Origin of the sequence: Rhodococcus sp. NPDC078407, assembly GCF_044542515.1 — a bacterium.
Classification (GTDB): Bacteria; Actinomycetota; Actinomycetes; order Mycobacteriales; family Mycobacteriaceae; genus Rhodococcoides.
Map to the genome: position 1 here is coordinate 25,054 of NZ_JBITUQ010000033.1, position 16,515 is coordinate 41,568.

Consider the following 16,515-nt stretch of genomic DNA (forward strand, 5'->3'; position numbering starts at 1 on the left):
GAACGGGGCGGCGGGTGAGAGGGCAGGGGCGGCGGGTGGACACACGACAACGGGCGACCCTCCGAAGAGGATCGCCCGTTGGTGGAACTGGTGAAACTTATTCGCTGTCGCTGTCTCCGCTGGCCTTGGCCAGGTCGACCGGGACCTCGTCGGGGACGATGATGGACTTCTTCTCGCCGCGGAACGTGAACTTCGCGTCCTCGCCTGCGCCTTCGCCATCCCAGTTCTCGACGTCGACCAGGATGATCTGGCCGGCCTCGATCTCGCCGAAGAGGATCTTTTCCGACAACGCGTCCTCGATCTCGCGCTGGATGGTGCGACGCAGTGGCCGCGCACCCAGGACGGGGTCGAATCCGCGCTTGGCCAGCAACGACTTGGCCTTCTCGGTGACCTCGATGGCCATGTCCTTGTTCTTGAGCGCACCCTCGACTCGGTTGAGCATGAGATCGACCATCTGGATGATCTCGTCTCGCGTGAGCTGGTGGAACACGACGATGTCGTCGATGCGGTTCAGGAACTCGGGGCGGAAGTGCTTCTTCAGCTCGTCGTTGACCTTCAGCTTCATCCGCTCGTAGTTCGAGCCGGTGCCTTCACCCGAGGAGAAGCCGAGACCGACAGCCTTCGAGATGTCTGCGGTACCGAGGTTCGAGGTGAAGATGAGCACGGTGTTCTTGAAGTCGACCGTGCGTCCCTGTCCGTCGGTCAGACGACCGTCTTCCAGGACCTGAAGCAGCGTGTTGTAGATCTCCGAGTGGGCCTTCTCGATCTCGTCGAACAGCACGACGGAGAACGGCTTGCGGCGGACCTTCTCGGTGAGCTGGCCACCCTCTTCGTAGCCCACGTATCCGGGAGGAGCACCGAACAGACGCGACGCGGTGAAGCGGTCGTGGAACTCGCCCATGTCGATCTGGATCAGTGCATCGTCCTCGCCGAACAGGAAGTTAGCGAGAGCCTTCGACAGCTCGGTCTTACCGACACCGGACGGGCCGGCGAAGATGAACGAGCCCGACGGACGCTTCGGGTCCTTCAGACCTGCACGGGTACGACGGATCGCCTTCGAGACGGCCTTGACTGCTTCGACCTGGCCGATGATCCGCTTGTGCAGTTCGTCTTCCATGCGGAGCAGACGAGTGGTCTCTTCCTCGGTGAGCTTGAAGACGGGGATGCCAGTCCAGTTTCCGAGGACCTCGGCGATCTGCTCGTCGTCCACCTCGGCGATGACGTCGAGGTCACCGGAACGCCACTGCTTCTCCCGCTCGGCACGCTGACCGACGAGTGTCTTCTCCTTGTCGCGCAGGTTCGCAGCCTTCTCGAAGTCCTGTGCGTCGATGGCCGATTCCTTCTCCCGGCGCGCGTCGGCGATCTTGTCGTCGAACTCGCGCAGGTCTGGCGGCGCGGTCATGCGGCGGATGCGCATCCGCGCGCCCGCCTCGTCGATGAGGTCGATTGCCTTGTCGGGCAAGAACCGATCGTTGATGTACCGGTCGGCCAGTGTGGCGGCCGCGACGAGTGCACCGTCGGTGATCGAGACGCGGTGGTGAGCCTCGTAGCGATCGCGCAGACCCTTGAGGATCTCGATGGTGTGCTCGACGGTGGGCTCGCCGACCTGAACGGGCTGGAACCGACGCTCGAGAGCGGCGTCCTTCTCGATGTACTTGCGGTACTCGTCGAGGGTGGTGGCACCGATGGTCTGCAGTTCGCCACGAGCCAGCTTCGGCTTGAGGATCGACGCTGCGTCGATGGCACCTTCGGCGGCACCTGCGCCGACGAGCGTGTGCAGCTCGTCGATGAACAGGATGATGTCGCCGCGGGTGTTGATCTCCTTGAGCACCTTCTTCAGGCGCTCCTCGAAGTCACCGCGGTAACGGCTGCCGGCCACGAGCGAACCGAGGTCGAGGGTGTAGAGCTGCTTGTCCTTGAGCGTCTCGGGGACCTCGCCGTTGACGATGGCCTGAGCCAGGCCCTCCACAACTGCGGTCTTACCGACACCGGGCTCACCGATGAGGACGGGGTTGTTCTTGGTACGACGCGACAGCACCTGCATGACGCGCTCGATTTCCTTCGCGCGTCCGATGACCGGGTCGAGCTTGCCTTCGAGAGCGGCCTGGGTGAGGTTGCGACCGAACTGATCGAGGACCAGCGACGTGGACGGGGTGCCCGCCTCGCCGCGTCCGCTGCCGCTCTCGGACGGTTCCTTGCCCTGGTAACCCGACAGCAGCTGGATGACCTGCTGGCGCACGCGGTTGAGGTCGGCTCCGAGCTTGACCAGTACCTGAGCTGCGACGCCTTCGCCTTCGCGGATCAGGCCGAGCAGGATGTGCTCGGTGCCGATGTAGTTGTGGCCGAGCTGCAGTGCTTCACGCAGGCTGAGCTCGAGTACTTTCTTGGCGCGCGGGGTGAACGGGATGTGACCGGACGGAGCCTGCTGGCCCTGGCCGATGATCTCCTCGACCTGGCTGCGTACTCCTTCGAGGGAGATGCCCAGCGACTCGAGAGACTTGGCTGCGACGCCTTCGCCCTCGTGAATGAGGCCGAGCAGAATGTGCTCCGTGCCGATGTAGTTGTGGTTGAGCATCCGGGCTTCTTCTTGAGCCAGGACGACAACACGCCGCGCGCGATCGGTGAACCTCTCGAACATCGCTCTCCCTCACTTCTTGGTGGGTGGTAGCTCGCCCACCAGTTCTTCCAGCTCCGCAGTGTCCATACGCTGAGGTCGCTTGTGCATTTGAAGGTAAGACCGATTCTCACTGTAGTTGGCCGACGTGACGAACGCCGACCCTCCACCCCTGAAATGCTGCGCAACCATCCGCGATCACGGACTGCCTTGCCTGCTTACTGTTCATAACGCAGGCACTTTGCAAAACGTTTCCCAATCACTGTCCGCTGCTGGCGAACAGCTTTTCGCCGTCCAGTCAGGCCTGAGACGGCTTGACGATGGGGAACAGGATCGTTTCTCGAATGCCCAGCCCGGTCAACGCCATCAGCAAACGGTCGATTCCCATGCCGGTTCCGGTGGTCGGCGGCATGCCCTGCTCCATCGCGGCGAGGAAGTCCTCGTCGAGCACCATCGCCTCGTCGTCGCCTGCTGCGGCCTGACGTGCCTGGTCCTCGAACCGTTCGCGCTGGATGATCGGGTCGACCAACTCCGAGTAGCCGGTCGCCAGTTCGAAGCCGCGGACGTACAGATCCCACTTCTCGGTGACTCCCGGCTTGCTGCGGTGCTGACGGGTCAGCGGGGACGTCTCGACGGGAAAGTCGCGGACGAACGTCGGTTCGGTCAACGCGTCACCCACCTGGTGTTCCCACAGTTCCTCGACGAGCTTGCCGTGGCCGTAGATCGGGACGCCGTCCTTGCGGGGTACCTCTACCCCGACCTTGTCGGCGATGGCGAGCAGCTCGTCGACGGTGGTGTCGGGGGTGACGTCGAATCCGAGGGACTCCGACAGTGACGGGTACATTTCGAGCGTCGTCCACTTGCCGCCGAGGTCGTAGGTGGTGCCGTCGGGCAACGTGACCACGGTGGATCCGAGCGCAGCCATGGCCACTTCCTGGACGAGTTCGCGCGTCATCTTCGCGGAGTCGTCGTACGTGCCGTAGGCCTCGTAGGTCTCGAGCATCGCGAATTCCGGCGAGTGCGAGGAATCTGCACCCTCGTTGCGGAAGTTGCGGTTGATCTCGAAGACCTTCTCGATACCGCCGACGACGCAGCGCTTGAGGAACAGCTCCGGTGCGATGCGTAGGTACAAGTCGGTGTCCATCGAGTTCGAGTGGGTGACGAACGGCCGTGCGGCCGCGCCGCCGTGCAGCGTCTGCAGCATCGGGGTTTCGACCTCGAGGAAGCCGCGACGCTCGAGCGCATTACGCAGTTCGCGGACGACCGCGATGCGCTTGCGTGCGGTCTCCCGGGCCTCCGGACGCGTGATCAGATCCAGGTAGCGCTGCCGAATACGCGTCTCTTCGCTGAGTTCCTTGTGCGCGACGGGCAAGGGCCGCAACGACTTCGATGCGATCTGCCACGCGTCGGCCATCACCGAGAGCTCACCGCGACGGGAGCTGATGACCTCGCCGTGGACGAACACGAAGTCGCCCAGGTCGACGTCGGCCTTCCAGGCTGCGAGGGCGTCCTCGCCCACACCTGCCAGGCTGATCATGGCTTGGAGCTGGGTGCCGTCGCCCTCCTGCAGGGTGGCGAAGCACAGCTTGCCGGTGTTACGGACGAAGATCACGCGGCCGACGACGCCGACGATCAGGCCGGTCGTCGTGTCGGCGTCGAGCTCGGGAAACTGGGTGCGGATCTCGAGCAGCGAATGGGTCCGCGGAACCGACACCGGATACGCCTCGACCCCGCGCTCGAGCAACGCAGCGCGCTTGGCGCGACGAATCCGTAGCTGCTCCGGGGTGTCGTCGGCCGGCTGGGTAGAAGCTGTATCACTCACGCGCACACACTTTACAGTCCGAGACTGTCGGGACGATCAGTGCGCTGCGACGGCCTCGGCCTCGCGAACGCAGTGCTTGGCCTGCGTCAACACCCCGAGCAGCCCGGCCGACTTCAGTGCCTGATAGCCGCCGACCAGATCGGTGGCCTTGTGCAGACCCAGCAGCTTGAGCGACGCGGCCGCGAGCGAGGAGGTGTAGCCCTCGGAGCAGATGACGATCCACTCGACGTCGTGGTCGGTGGCGATCGCCAGCCGCGCGTCACTGGTGGGATCGAGACGCCATTCGAGGACGTTGCGTTCGATGGCCAACGCACCGGGCAGGGTGCCCTCGACTGCGCGCTGCGCCTGTGGGCGAATGTCGACGACGACCGCGCCGCGGTCGACAGCGTCACGGAGTTCGAAGACGGTCATGCGATCGATGGTCTCGCGAGCGGATTCGAGCATTTCGACGATGGTCATCTCGTGGCCTTCTCGGGTTCGGCGGTGAGCTCACTGCGGGTACGGCGCAGCGTGGCGCGCTCGGTCACTTCGTAGTACGACATCGCCGTCAGCGGCGGTGAGTAGGCGTGCACGCTGAGGGTGGGCCCGGTCGTGTTCGACGCCGGATCGTGCATCACGTCGTGCACCCAACCGAGCGGGAACGACGCCTGATCGCCGGAACCGAGGTGACGCTGCTTCAATTGGGTTCCCGCCCAACGATATTCGAGCAGCGACCCACTCAGGACGGTGAGCGCGCCGAGCGAGCCGGCGTGATCGTGCAGTTCGGTGGAACGTTCAGGAACCCAGCTGATCAACCACACGTCGAGATCGTCGTCGGTATGCAGCCGGGCGGCCCAGCGCTCGTCGGTCGGCCAGCGGCCACCGCCGGGAAGCAGGTGGTCGAAGCGGCCCTCGAGGACGTCGGACGCACCCTGGTCGGTAATACGCAGCAGGTCGGGTGGACGCAACCGGGTCGGGAGCGTCGAGACCGAACGGGACGACGATCGGGTGCGCGAGGGTGCAGAAAATACAGGTGTGGAAAGCATGAAGCTCTACTCCAGGGGTGTGTTTCGAACGAGGCAGGATTCAGCCTCGACAACACTCCTGGGTGGCCATGCACGTCATCACGCCGAGAATTCTGACACACGAACGCCGGATGCGCTACCCGCTCACCGAAACACTCAGCGTGGCCGCCGCTTTGCCATGTTGCGTTCGTAGACCAGTCGTAGCCCTTCGAGCGTCAGGTCCGGTTCGTGGTGCTCGATGGTCGTCGACTCGGGCAGGATCAGCGCCGCGATGTCGCCGGTACCGATGATCGCGACATCCGTGCCGGTCACCTCGGGAACCTCGCGCCGGATGCGCCCGACGAGACCGTCCACCAGGCCGGCGAATCCGAAGATGGTGCCCGACTGGATGCATTCGACCGTGTTCTTGCCCAGCACCGAGCGCGGCCGAACCATCTCCACCTCACGCAGGGTGGCGGTTCGGGTGGACATGGCCCACGCCGACATTTCGAGTCCGGGGGCAATGGCACCGCCGAGGAATTCCCCCTTGGCGGATACGACGTCGACGCAGGTGGTGGTTCCGAAGTCCACCACGATGCATGCAGACCCGTACAGGTCGTGCGCCGCAAGGGTATTGACGATGCGGTCGGCGCCGACCTCTTTGGGATTGTCGACCAGCAACGGCACTCCGGTCCGCACGCCGGGTTCGACGACAACGTGCACCACATGATCCCAGTAGCGGGTGAGCATGGTGCGCATCTCTCGCAGCACCGACGGCACCGTCGACAATGCCGTGATTCCGGTGATCTGTTCCGCATCGACTCCGAGCAGCCCGCGCAACATCAGTGCCAACTCGTCGGCCGTTACATGCGGGTCCGTGCGAATGCGCCAGTCTCGCAGTAGCTTCGAGTGATCGCCGGTTCCGGTGAACAGCCCGACCACGGTACTGGTGTTGCGCACATCGATCGCGAGGAGCATTGGATTCAGACCAGCACGGTATCGGCCCGAAGATCGCGCGGCGTGATCAGACCCGAGCCTGCGGGCGCATGCGCCGGATCACTGCCCAGCTCGACCGGCCGATTCTTCTCGTCGACGAACACGACGCGAGGCGCGTAGGCGGCAACCTCCTGCTCGTTCATCATCCCGTAGGCGATCAGGATGACCAGATCGCCCGGGTTCACCAAGTGCGCTGCTGCGCCATTGATTCCGATTACGCCGCTGCCGCGCTCACCGGTGATCACGTACGTTTCGAGTCGAGCACCGTTGTCGATGTCGACGATGGTGACCTGCTCGCCTTCGAGCAGATCGGCGGCCTCCATCAACTCCTGGTCGACGGTCACCGAGCCCACGTAGTGCAGATCTGCATGCGTGACGGTGGCGCGATGGATCTTGGACTTCATCATGGTACGAAACATCGTGTCACTCTCCACTTTTGGGATCGTCGGGACTAATTTTCTCTGGTCGTTCCGCAGGCTCCACTCCTGCCTCGAGGAAGCCGGTGCCGACTGCGACACCGACGTTGTCTATCAATCTCGTGGTACCCACCTTGGCGGCCACGAGCAGTCTTCCGTCCCCACGTTCGGGTGCGGGGCCGAGATGCGGGTCGCGCACCTCGAGGTAGTCGACCTGCACCAGCGGTGCCTGATCCAGAACGGCACGCGCAGTAGCAAGGATGGCGTCGACGCCTCCGGCCGCAGCGTGCGCGCCGGCGACCAGCGCAGCGGACAGAGCCATCGCCGCATCGCGCTGTTCGGCATCGAGATACCTGTTGCGTGAGGACAATGCGAGACCGTCCTGCTCACGCACCGTCGGTACCCCGATAACCGAGACGTCGAAGTTCAGGTCGCGCACCATCTGCCGGATCAGCGTCAGCTGCTGGTAGTCCTTCTCCCCGAAATACGCGCGATGCGGAGCGGCGATCTGCAGCAGCTTGGCGACGACGGTGAGCATGCCCGCGAAATGGGTTGGCCTGCTTGCACCTTCGAGTTCACTGCCGAGCGGCCCGGGATGGACAGTGGTGCGCGGACCGGACGGGTACATGTCCGACGCGGACGGCGCGAAGACCAGTTCCACACCTTCGCCGCGGAGCAGTTCGACGTCGGCGTCCAGGGTCCGTGGGTACGCGTCGAGGTCCTCCCCCACGCCGAACTGCAGCGGGTTGACGAATATCGACACGATCACCACCGCGCCGGTGAGCTTGGCCTGGCGCACCAGGTGCACGTGCCCGGCGTGCAAGGCACCCATGGTCGGCACCAACGCCACCTGCTTGCCGACACCTCGCAGTGCTTTCGACACCGACGTGATCACCGCAGGATCGTGGTGAACCGTCAACTGCCCCTTGGTGTAGCTACCCGCGAGGGTCATCGATTTCCTTCCAGAAGTTCGATCAGGTCCGCCTCGGCCCCGATACGCTGCGCCGATCGCAACGACAGCGCGCGGTATCCGGCGGCGATTCGCGAATCCACGGACTCGAGCACGTCGAGATGCTTACCGACTGCGGCGGTATCGCCGCGGGCGACCGGTCCCGTGAGTGCCGACTGTCCGTTGCGCAGCGCATTGTCCAACGCAGCTTCGAGCAGCGGAGCCAGAACACGCTCGGGCACACCGCGTTCGGAGTCGGAACCGGGAAAACCCGGTCCGGCCAACGCAACTCGAAGCGCGTCGACCGCGTCGACGACGAGGGTGACGAGGTGATTGCTACCGTGCGCGAGCGCAGCGTGGTACAGCGCACGATTGCCCTCGGCCACATGCACCGGCTCGCCGCCGATCTCGAGCACCAGGGCCTGCGCGACGGCATAGCCGATCTCGTCGCCCGCGGTGATACCGAAGCACGCCGCCGTCATCCGGTCGGTGTCCTCGGGTCCGCCGCCGAAGGTCATGGCCGGATGGATTGCCAACGGCACGGCACCGAGGGCTGCCAGCGGTTCGAGGACCGACACACCGTTCGCACCGGAGGTGTGCAGCACCAACTTCCCCGGTGCCACCGCGCCGGTAGCTGCCAAGCCCGCGACGATCGACGCCAACTCGCTGTCCGGGACGGCAAGAATCAGCAATTCGGCGCGGCGCGCCACCTCGTCGACCGGCAGAACCTGAGACTCCGGCAAGCGATCACGCACGCGAGCGAGGGAGGCGTCCGATACAGCAGCGGCACCGACGACGACATGGCCGACGCGTTCGAGCGCCTCACCGAATGCAGTACCCACTCGCCCGGCCGAGACGACACCTACGGTCAAACGGGCCGGGGACAGACCACCAGTGAACCCTGATGAGGTCACCGAAAACTTCCTCTCGTTCGTTCCAGTCCCGCGCGGCGGGTACCAGACGTCCTACAGGGAACTCTAGCGACCGGGACCTGCCCGGGCCATGAAAGAGCAGTGTGATCTGTTTCTCAGTCTGCGCGGCGGCGACGACGCCGCGTTCCGGGGTCGGTGGTGGCCGCATCGGAGCCGCCACCACCTTGCAGACCGGCCATGATCTCGGCAACCGATCGACCGTTCGAGTGTGCGCCGGTGGCATCGTCGTCGGTCGACTCTGCACGCCTGCGACCGCGTCGAGACGTACTGGACGTGTCCACAGCGGGAACTTCCTGGGTGCGGTCGTCCAAGAAGAACGCATCGGCCGACTCGCGCAGAGCACCGCGAGGTGCCGGATATGCATCGCCGTCCCGGGAAAAATCCGTTCCAGGCTCGGACTCGTCGGTTTCGGCCTCGTAGCCCTCGGACCGGTAGCTCTTGGGCTCGTACGTCCCCACCTCATCCGCGTCTGCGGCGGGCTGATCCTCGTACTCCGGCGCGTCCGGCTCCGCGTCCGGCTCCGCGGCCGGCGGACGTGTCTGCTCGAAGTTGTACGCGGTGAACGGCGAGCTGGGCGGAGTGACTCGTGCAGCCGGCCTCGGCGCGCTGTACGAACGCGGACGCTCTGCAGGTGGCTCGAACTCATCGTCGGCCGTGGACTGCCCGTAGCTCGGCTCCGCGGTGTCGGACGAGTTGGCTGCATAGGGACCCTGCGCGTCGGAGACCGGCGCCGCTGCGGTGGCCTGCGGCATCTCGTCCGGATCCTCGGGATACACCACCGCTGTTTCGGCCGTGACCGGCTCGTCGTAGGGAGTGCCGACGCCGTTGACGCCGTTGCCCGCCATCGGACCGTTACCGTTCCCACCCGGAACGTAGAGTCCCGACGGCGCAGGCTGGTAGCTGTCGTATCGCCGACCGCCGAGTTCCTGCATTCTCATCGCCTCGGCGCGCAACGCGACGCGTTCGGTCGGCAGAGCGCCGTCGAACAGCACCTGCAGGTTCTGGCGGAGCGCGGCCAGTTCGCTACGCAATGCCGCGACCTCGTCGATCTCCATCCGAGATTCGTTGCGTACCCGGGCCTCGACGCTCATCTCGTACTCGCGTCTCGCAGAAATTTCACGGGCCAACTGCAACTCGTAGACCGTTTGCAGATCCTTGGCCTTAGTCTGGTCCGCAGCCGATTCCCGGCGATACTTGGTCATCGCGAAAGCACCGATCACGGCAGCCCACAGAGCCGACAGAACGCCGACCCGCATCCACTGCACACTCTCGGTGAACAGCATGAACACACTGGCGACGATGCCGAACACGACGAGCGCCGCAAGGAACAGCTGGCTCGCACTACGCCGGTTTCGGCGCCCCTTCTTTGCGCGAGTCTGATCTGTCATGGTTCCCAGGGTAACTGGCAACACGCCCGCAAACAGTCATCCTCGGCCCATCACTTACACAACCGAGGTAACAATCGAATGTTTCGCGCGTTACCGCGAACGCTCGTCGTCCCGATCTTTCGGGGTACGGCAACACTGTTCGAGCCACACCGCAGCGGCGACCACAGCCACGCCCGCGATCAGCGCGACGATGGCTCCGACGCGATCGGACGACGCGGCCCGTACCGTCGCCGCGCGCGGCATCACGTACACCAGGAATCCAACGCACACTCCGACGACACCCGTGCCGACCAGCATCGATGCCTTCGCCAACACGAGCGCTCGGTACACCGTCAACGGATTCAGATCGTGCAGACCGGTGCCCACGCGATGCTCTGCGATGCGGTTGCGAACGATCACCGCGGTCACCACTTCCACCACCGCCACCAGATACAACGACGCCCCGGCATACACCGGAATCGGCGGCAACGAACCGTAGAAGACCCGGACCAGCAGCCAGGTGCCGACCGAGGCGATCAGGAACAGACCCAAGACATCCCCGACCTTGGTGGGATTGGTCACCACAACCCATCACCGACGCCTTCTTGCTTCCGCACTCCCGCGCGCTCCTCCGCACTCAACCGCTCGAGCAACTCGGCGAGCGGGACGTCGCGGTCACCGACGCGCAAGGCGGCGTCGGGTTCGATGTCCACCCACGGCAGCAGCACGAACGCCCGCTCGTGGGCGCGAGGATGGGGAAGAATCAGGCGCGGATCGTCGCTGATCACGTCGTCGCATGCGATCACGTCCACGTCGAGACTGCGCGGACCCCACCGCTGCACTCGAACGCGATCGGCCGCTTCCTCGAGCTGCTGCCCCAGGCGCAACCAATCCCAGGGGTCGTACGCATCGTCCTCGGCCACCAGCACCGCGTTGAGAAAATCCTGCTGCTCGACGCCACCCCACGGCGCAGACCGGTACACGGCCGAGCGGGCCACCAGTCGTGACCCCAATGCCGTTGCCACAGAACGCAAGTGACTCAGTGAGTCGCCGATGTTACTGCCGATCGACAGCACCGCACGGGTCACGTTCGTTCCCGGTACGCCACCACGGCCACATCGCCGAATGTCAGCGGGATGGGGGCCGACGGCTTGTGCAGCGCCACCTCCACCGCGTCGACGCGGGAGTCGTATGCCAGCACGACCTCGGCGATCTCGGCCGACACGGTTTCGATCAGGTCCCGAGGCGGGCCCGAGATCACTGCCGCGGCTCGTTCGGCCAATTCGCCGTAGTGCAGCGTCCGGGTCAGGTCGTCGGTTTCGGCTGCGGGCCGCAGATCCATCCACACGGTGATGTCGACGACGAAGTCCTGACCGTCACGCTTCTCGAAATCGAAGACTCCGTGATTGCCGCGCACCGTCAGTCCACGTAGTTCGATGCGGTCGCCGCGGCGGGTGCCGGCACCGGGGCCACTGATCTCGGGGCCTGTGCTCTCGCTCATGCCCGATCACCCTGCCACGCCCTGACGACGGCAACCGCGTCGAGGGAGGCTTGGACGTCGTGCACCCGTACACCCCACGCGCCGCCGGCGACCGCGAGAGCCGACACGACCGCCGTGGCGATCTCCCGTCCGTCCGGTGGCCGCGGCGAGCCGTCTCGTTCGGCCAACAGCGACCCGAGGAAGCGTTTGCGGGAGGCTCCGACGAGCACCGGGAAGCCGGCCGCAACCAGATCGGGCAGGCCGCGGAGTAGTTGCCAGTTGTGGTGGGCGTTCTTGGCGAATCCCAGGCCCGGGTCGAGCACGAGGGCGGATTCGTCGACGCCCGCGGCCACCGCGAGGTCGACTTGTTCGAGCAGTTCACTGCGCACGTCGGCGACCACGTCGTCGTACCGGTCGGCTGGACCGGTGTGCCGATACTCGGCCCCGGCTGCCCGCCAATGCATGAGGATCCACGGCAACCCGCCGTCCGCGACCACCCCGGCCATGGCCGAATCGGCTCGGCCACCGGAGACGTCGTTGACGATCGAGACACCTGCCTCGATCGCGGCCCCGGCGACCGAGGCGCGCATCGTGTCGACGCTGGTCACCACACCCTCGGCCGCCAGCGCGGTGATCACCGGCACCACGCGCTGAGCTTCGACGAGCGGATCGATGCGGTCGGCTCCTGGGCGTGTCGATTCACCACCGACGTCGACGATGTCGACTCCCCGGCGATGCATCTGCAACCCGTGCTCGACAGCGGCGTCGACGTCGAGGTATCGACCGCCGTCGGAGAAGGAATCGGCAGTGACATTGAGAACGCCCATGACGACGGGAGCCGACGGGATACTTCGCGCGAGACTCATCGGGGATCGACCGGTCGCGTCATTTCCGCAGAATCAGGTCCAGCGCTTCCGAACGCGACGCCGCACTGGACTGCAGCAGACCGCGCACGGCCGAGGTGGTGGTGCTGGCACCCGGCTTGCGAATTCCGCGCATCGCCATGCACAGGTGCTCGGCCTCGACGACGACGATCGCCCCGCGCGGGTCGAGCTTGCGCATCAGGGCGTCGGCGATCTGGCTGGTCAGACGTTCCTGTACTTGGGGGCGCTTGGCGTACATGTCCACCACGCGCGCGAGCTTCGACAGGCCGGTGACCTTGCCGCTCTTGCCCGGGATGTAGCCGACGTGGGCAACGCCATGGAACGAGACCAGGTGGTGCTCGCACGTGGAGTACATGGGGATATCGCGGACGAGGACGAGTTCCTGATGTCCTTCGTCGAACGTCGTGTTCAATGCCGTGTCCGGGTCGGTGTAGAGGCCGGCGAAGATTTCACGGTAGGAGCGCGCGACGCGAGCCGGGGTATCGAGCAGGCCCGGGCGATCGGGATCCTCGCCGACGGCGATCAACAACTCACGCACTGCCGCTTCGGCGCGAGGCTGGTCGAAGACCGCGCCGGTGGCGTAGGCAACCGTCTGCTCGACCGATTGTTGCGCTACTGCCGGGACTTCTGCCGAGTCGATGGTCGACTCGTCGGTCCGGTTGACTGACACGTGAACGTACCTCCGTTTGGGCTCCACGAATGTGACAGCTGGACTCGACCGCAACGGTCCGAAGGGACCATCGCGCCGACCCACAGCATGGGTTCGAACGACGTGCTGGGCCGACCTTCACGATCGACCCAGCAAGCCTAATGACAGGCCTAACGGTACGAACCGCCCGGCCCTTCCCAGCGTTGCGTCCGTGGACCTTCGTCGCCGTCGTCCTCGGATCGGGCGTCTCGTCCCGTGTCCTCGGATGGAGCACTGTCGGAACGATCCTCGCCCGGCAGCGGGTAGTTCTGCGACGGATTCGGAACCTCCCACGAGGGTTCCTCGTCCGCAGGCATGTCCGGGTTGTCTCCGTAGGGGGGCGCATGTCGAGACGTCCGACCTTGGTCCCGTGTGTCCGGCCGGAACGGATCCGGCTGATACTGCGGCGGCTGGTACGCCTGCTGCTGGTTGGTCGGGGGCTGGTACGTGGGCGGCTGCCGGTACGTCGACTGGTGCCCCGAGGACGGGGAGTCCGGGCCCGGCTGCTGCGGCTCGTACCGGTTCCGATCCGGTCGATCCGATTCCGGCTGCTCGCGACTCGGCTGGTTCTGGGCCGGCGGAGCAGACGGGCCCTGGTACCGCGGCACCGACGGCTGATCACGCGGAGGCCAGCCCGGGGCCGACCACCCGGCCGGAGCGCCGTAATCGGGCCGTGAACCGGGGTTGGGGGCCGGGCGAGGTTCCGGTCGGCGATAGCCCTCGGAGTACCCGCCACCGTTGGCAGCACCGTTCGGGCCACCACCGTTGACCGGTCCGCCGTAACTGCCGTTGGGGCCGCCGCTGTTCGGGCCGCCCCCGTTGTAGCCGCCGTTGTTGGGAGCACCGGCGTTCGGGCCACCCCCGTTGTAGCCGCCGCCGTTGACCGGTCCGCCGTTGACGGGACCACCGTTGACCGGACCGCCGTTGACGTGAGCTCCATGGCCCGGCGCTCCGTTGGCTGGAGCACCGTTGGCTGGAGCGCCGTTGGCCTGGCTGCCGTTGTATCCGTTGCTTCCGTTCGGGTATCCGCCCTTGGTCATCTGCGGAGACCCGGAGTAGCTGGGCTGCGGAAACTGTTGCGGCGGAAGCTGCTTGGGAGCCGGCGGCGTGGGAGGCCACGGCTCGCCACGCTCGGCGGCGAGTTCGCGGGGAGTCTTCACCGGTGGCTTGTCCGAGGGCTTCCGGTCTCCGAAATCGTTGAACAGGGTGATCCGCGGCCGCTTGGTGACGCTGTGGAAGATCTTCTCGAGATCCTTGCGGGTGAGCGTCTCACGTTCGAGTAGCTCGGAGGCAAGGGTGTCGAGCAGGTCGCGGTACTCGTTGAGGATGGCCCACGCTTCGGTGTGGGCGGCCTCGATGAGTTTGCGCACCTCCTCGTCGATCTCGCGGGCGACCTCGTGTGAGAAGTCGGACTGCTGGCCCATCGAACGACCGAGGAACGGGTCGCCCTGTTCCTGCCCGTACCGAACGGCTCCCAGCTTGCTGCTCATGCCGTACTCGGTGACCATCGCGCGGGCGATCTTGGTGGCCTGGTCGATGTCCGAGGACGCTCCGGTGGTCGGCTCGTGGAAGACGAGTTCCTCGGCAGCGCGTCCGCCCATCGCCATGACGAGACGAGCGATCATCTCCGATCGCGTCATCAGCCCCTTGTCGTCCTCGGGCACCGTCATCGCGTGGCCGCCGGTGCGGCCGCGGGCGAGGATGGTGACCTTGTAGACAGGTTCGATATCAGGCATCGCCCAGGCGGCGAGGGTGTGTCCGCCCTCGTGGTACGCGGTGATCTTGCGCTCGTGCTCGCTGATGATGCGGCTCTTGCGGCGCGGACCACCGACGACGCGGTCGACGGATTCCTCGAGCGACGCCTCGGTGATGACGGTGCCGTTCTCGCGCGCGGTGAGCAGTGCCGCTTCGTTGATGACGTTGGCCAGGTCTGCACCCGACATTCCGACGGTTCGCTTGGCGAGACCCTCGAGGTCGGCGTCCTGAGCAACGGGCTTGCCTGCCGAGTGCACCTTCAGGATTGCTCGACGGCCGGCCAGGTCGGGGGCACCGACCGGGATCTGCCGGTCGAAGCGGCCCGGACGGAGCAACGCCGGGTCGAGGATGTCGGGGCGGTTGGTCGCGGCGATGAGGATGACGCCGGTGCGTTCACCGAAGCCGTCCATCTCGACGAGGAGCTGGTTGAGCGTCTGCTCGCGCTCGTCGTGTCCGCCGCCCATACCTGCGCCGCGCTGGCGGCCGACGGCGTCGATTTCGTCGACGAAGATGATGCAGGGGCTGTTCTGCTTGGCCTGCTCGAAGAGGTCTCGCACGCGCGATGCGCCGACACCGACGAACATCTCGACGAAGTCCGAGCCCGAGATGGTGAAGAACGGGACGCCGGCCTCTCCCGCGACGGCGCGCGCGAGCAGCGTCTTGCCGGTTCCGGGAGGGCCGTACAACAGAACACCACGCGGGATCTTGGCACCGAGCGCCTGGTAGCGGGACGGGTTCTGCAGGAAGTCCTTGATCTCGTAGAGCTCTTCGACTGCCTCGTCCGCGCCGGCGACGTCGGCGAACGTGGTCTTGGGCATGTCTTTCGTCAGCTGCTTGGCCTTGGACTTGCCGAAGCCCATGACTCCGCCGCGGCCGCCGCCCTGCATACGGCTCATCACGAAGATGATCACGCCGAGGATCAACACCATCGGAAGGATCAGCAGCAGGAACGAACTGAACCAGCTTTCCTGGGTGACGGTGGTGTTGTAGCTGTCGAGGCCCTGCGAGTCGACCTTGTCGAAAATCTGCTCGGACGCCGAATCCGGGTACTTCGCGATGATCTGCGTCTGATTGTCGGTGGCGTCGGACGCCTCTTTGAGGGTCAGCCGAATCTGTTGCTCGCGATCGTCGATCTGCGCGGATTCGACGTTGCGATCGTCGAGCTGGGCGATCGCCACCGAGGTGTCGACCGTCTTCCAGTCCCGCGTGTCGTTACCGAAGTAACTGAAGGCATAGATCACCAACAGAATGCCGAAAACGATGGCAAGATTTCGTATTACTGTCTTCCGATTCATACGCTTCAGCCGAGTCGGCCGTGTCCTTTCAGTCCGCTCCCGCGCGCTGGCTGCTCCCTGCCCGCCGGATGCTCCAGGCTACCGCGAGACTCGGACATCGGACTCGCTCTTACCTGGCGCTCTGCGTCGACGCACCTGTCGGCGTCGACGCTTCTACCCCTCCAACGACCGCACTCCCCCGGCAGTTCCCCGTATCTCGCCGCACACTATCCCCATCGATGGACCATTGCACACGTCTCGGCAGTTTCAAGCGGTCGTTGCAACAACTAGCTCGTTGATCACTTTTGCTGGTGAGTTCCAGCCTAGCGTTCGGCGGGGGCGGTCGTTGAGTTCG

The 16,515-nt window shown here is 65.4% G+C and carries 15 protein-coding genes; all 15 read right to left on the bottom strand.

Going from position 1 to position 16,515, the window contains the following annotated elements; translation table 11 throughout:
* Positions 1–97 precede the first annotated feature (97 nt).
* Entirely contained in the window at positions 98–2,638 is a 2,541-nt protein-coding gene (locus tag ACIGGF_RS23470) for an ATP-dependent Clp protease ATP-binding subunit (protein ID WP_397523512.1), read from the bottom strand.
* Between the two features lie 274 nt (positions 2,639–2,912).
* Positions 2,913–4,436 carry a lysine--tRNA ligase gene (lysS, locus tag ACIGGF_RS23475; RefSeq protein ID WP_397523513.1) on the bottom strand — a complete coding sequence of 508 codons (1,524 nt, stop codon included), beginning with the start codon at positions 4,434–4,436 and terminating at the stop codon, positions 2,913–2,915.
* Between the two features lie 36 nt (positions 4,437–4,472).
* The gene (locus ACIGGF_RS23480; protein WP_032364474.1) at positions 4,473–4,895 is read right to left on the bottom strand and encodes a rhodanese-like domain-containing protein; all 423 of its coding nucleotides are present in this window, start codon (positions 4,893–4,895) and stop codon (positions 4,473–4,475) included.
* On the bottom strand, positions 4,892–5,461 hold the full coding sequence (locus tag ACIGGF_RS23485) for a cysteine dioxygenase (protein ID WP_397523514.1): 570 nt from the start codon (positions 5,459–5,461) through the stop codon (positions 4,892–4,894). The genes ACIGGF_RS23480 and ACIGGF_RS23485 overlap by 4 nt, the downstream gene beginning before the upstream one ends.
* 135 nt (positions 5,462–5,596) lie before the next feature.
* Positions 5,597–6,397 carry a type III pantothenate kinase gene (locus ACIGGF_RS23490; RefSeq protein ID WP_397523515.1) on the bottom strand — a complete coding sequence of 267 codons (801 nt, stop codon included), beginning with the start codon at positions 6,395–6,397 and terminating at the stop codon, positions 5,597–5,599.
* Positions 6,398–6,402: 5 nt separating this feature from the next.
* A complete protein-coding gene (panD, locus tag ACIGGF_RS23495; protein ID WP_397523516.1) occupies positions 6,403–6,834 on the bottom strand; it encodes an aspartate 1-decarboxylase in 432 nt (143 codons plus the stop codon).
* A gap of 4 nt (positions 6,835–6,838) precedes the next feature.
* Positions 6,839–7,783 (bottom strand): pantoate--beta-alanine ligase, encoded by a 945-nt coding sequence (gene panC, locus ACIGGF_RS23500; RefSeq protein ID WP_397523517.1) that lies wholly within the window; start codon positions 7,781–7,783, stop codon positions 6,839–6,841.
* Positions 7,780–8,694: a Rossmann-like and DUF2520 domain-containing protein gene (locus tag ACIGGF_RS23505; protein ID WP_397523518.1), complete on the bottom strand. Its 915-nt coding sequence runs from the start codon at positions 8,692–8,694 to the stop codon at positions 7,780–7,782. Before ACIGGF_RS23505 ends, panC begins: the two co-directional genes overlap by 4 nt.
* Before the next feature lie 113 nt (positions 8,695–8,807).
* Entirely contained in the window at positions 8,808–10,100 is a 1,293-nt protein-coding gene (locus ACIGGF_RS23510; RefSeq protein ID WP_397523519.1) for a DUF6779 domain-containing protein, read from the bottom strand.
* Between the two features lie 90 nt (positions 10,101–10,190).
* Positions 10,191–10,661: a DUF3180 domain-containing protein gene (locus ACIGGF_RS23515; protein ID WP_397523520.1), complete on the bottom strand. Its 471-nt coding sequence runs from the start codon at positions 10,659–10,661 to the stop codon at positions 10,191–10,193.
* The gene (gene folK, locus ACIGGF_RS23520) at positions 10,658–11,167 is read right to left on the bottom strand and encodes a 2-amino-4-hydroxy-6-hydroxymethyldihydropteridine diphosphokinase (protein WP_397523521.1); all 510 of its coding nucleotides are present in this window, start codon (positions 11,165–11,167) and stop codon (positions 10,658–10,660) included. The genes ACIGGF_RS23515 and folK overlap by 4 nt, the downstream gene beginning before the upstream one ends.
* Positions 11,164–11,580, bottom strand: a complete 417-nt coding sequence (folB, locus tag ACIGGF_RS23525; protein WP_397523522.1) for a dihydroneopterin aldolase — start codon at positions 11,578–11,580, stop codon at positions 11,164–11,166. The genes folK and folB overlap by 4 nt, the downstream gene beginning before the upstream one ends.
* The gene (gene folP / locus ACIGGF_RS23530; protein ID WP_397523523.1) at positions 11,577–12,425 is read right to left on the bottom strand and encodes a dihydropteroate synthase; all 849 of its coding nucleotides are present in this window, start codon (positions 12,423–12,425) and stop codon (positions 11,577–11,579) included. Before folP ends, folB begins: the two co-directional genes overlap by 4 nt.
* A 19-nt stretch (positions 12,426–12,444) precedes the next feature.
* On the bottom strand, positions 12,445–13,113 hold the full coding sequence (gene folE / locus ACIGGF_RS23535) for a GTP cyclohydrolase I FolE (RefSeq protein WP_397523524.1): 669 nt from the start codon (positions 13,111–13,113) through the stop codon (positions 12,445–12,447).
* Positions 13,114–13,262: 149 nt separating this feature from the next.
* Positions 13,263–16,181, bottom strand: coding sequence for an ATP-dependent zinc metalloprotease FtsH (gene ftsH / locus ACIGGF_RS23540; protein ID WP_397523525.1), 2,919 nt, complete (start codon positions 16,179–16,181; stop codon positions 13,263–13,265).
* Positions 16,182–16,515 lie beyond the last annotated feature (334 nt).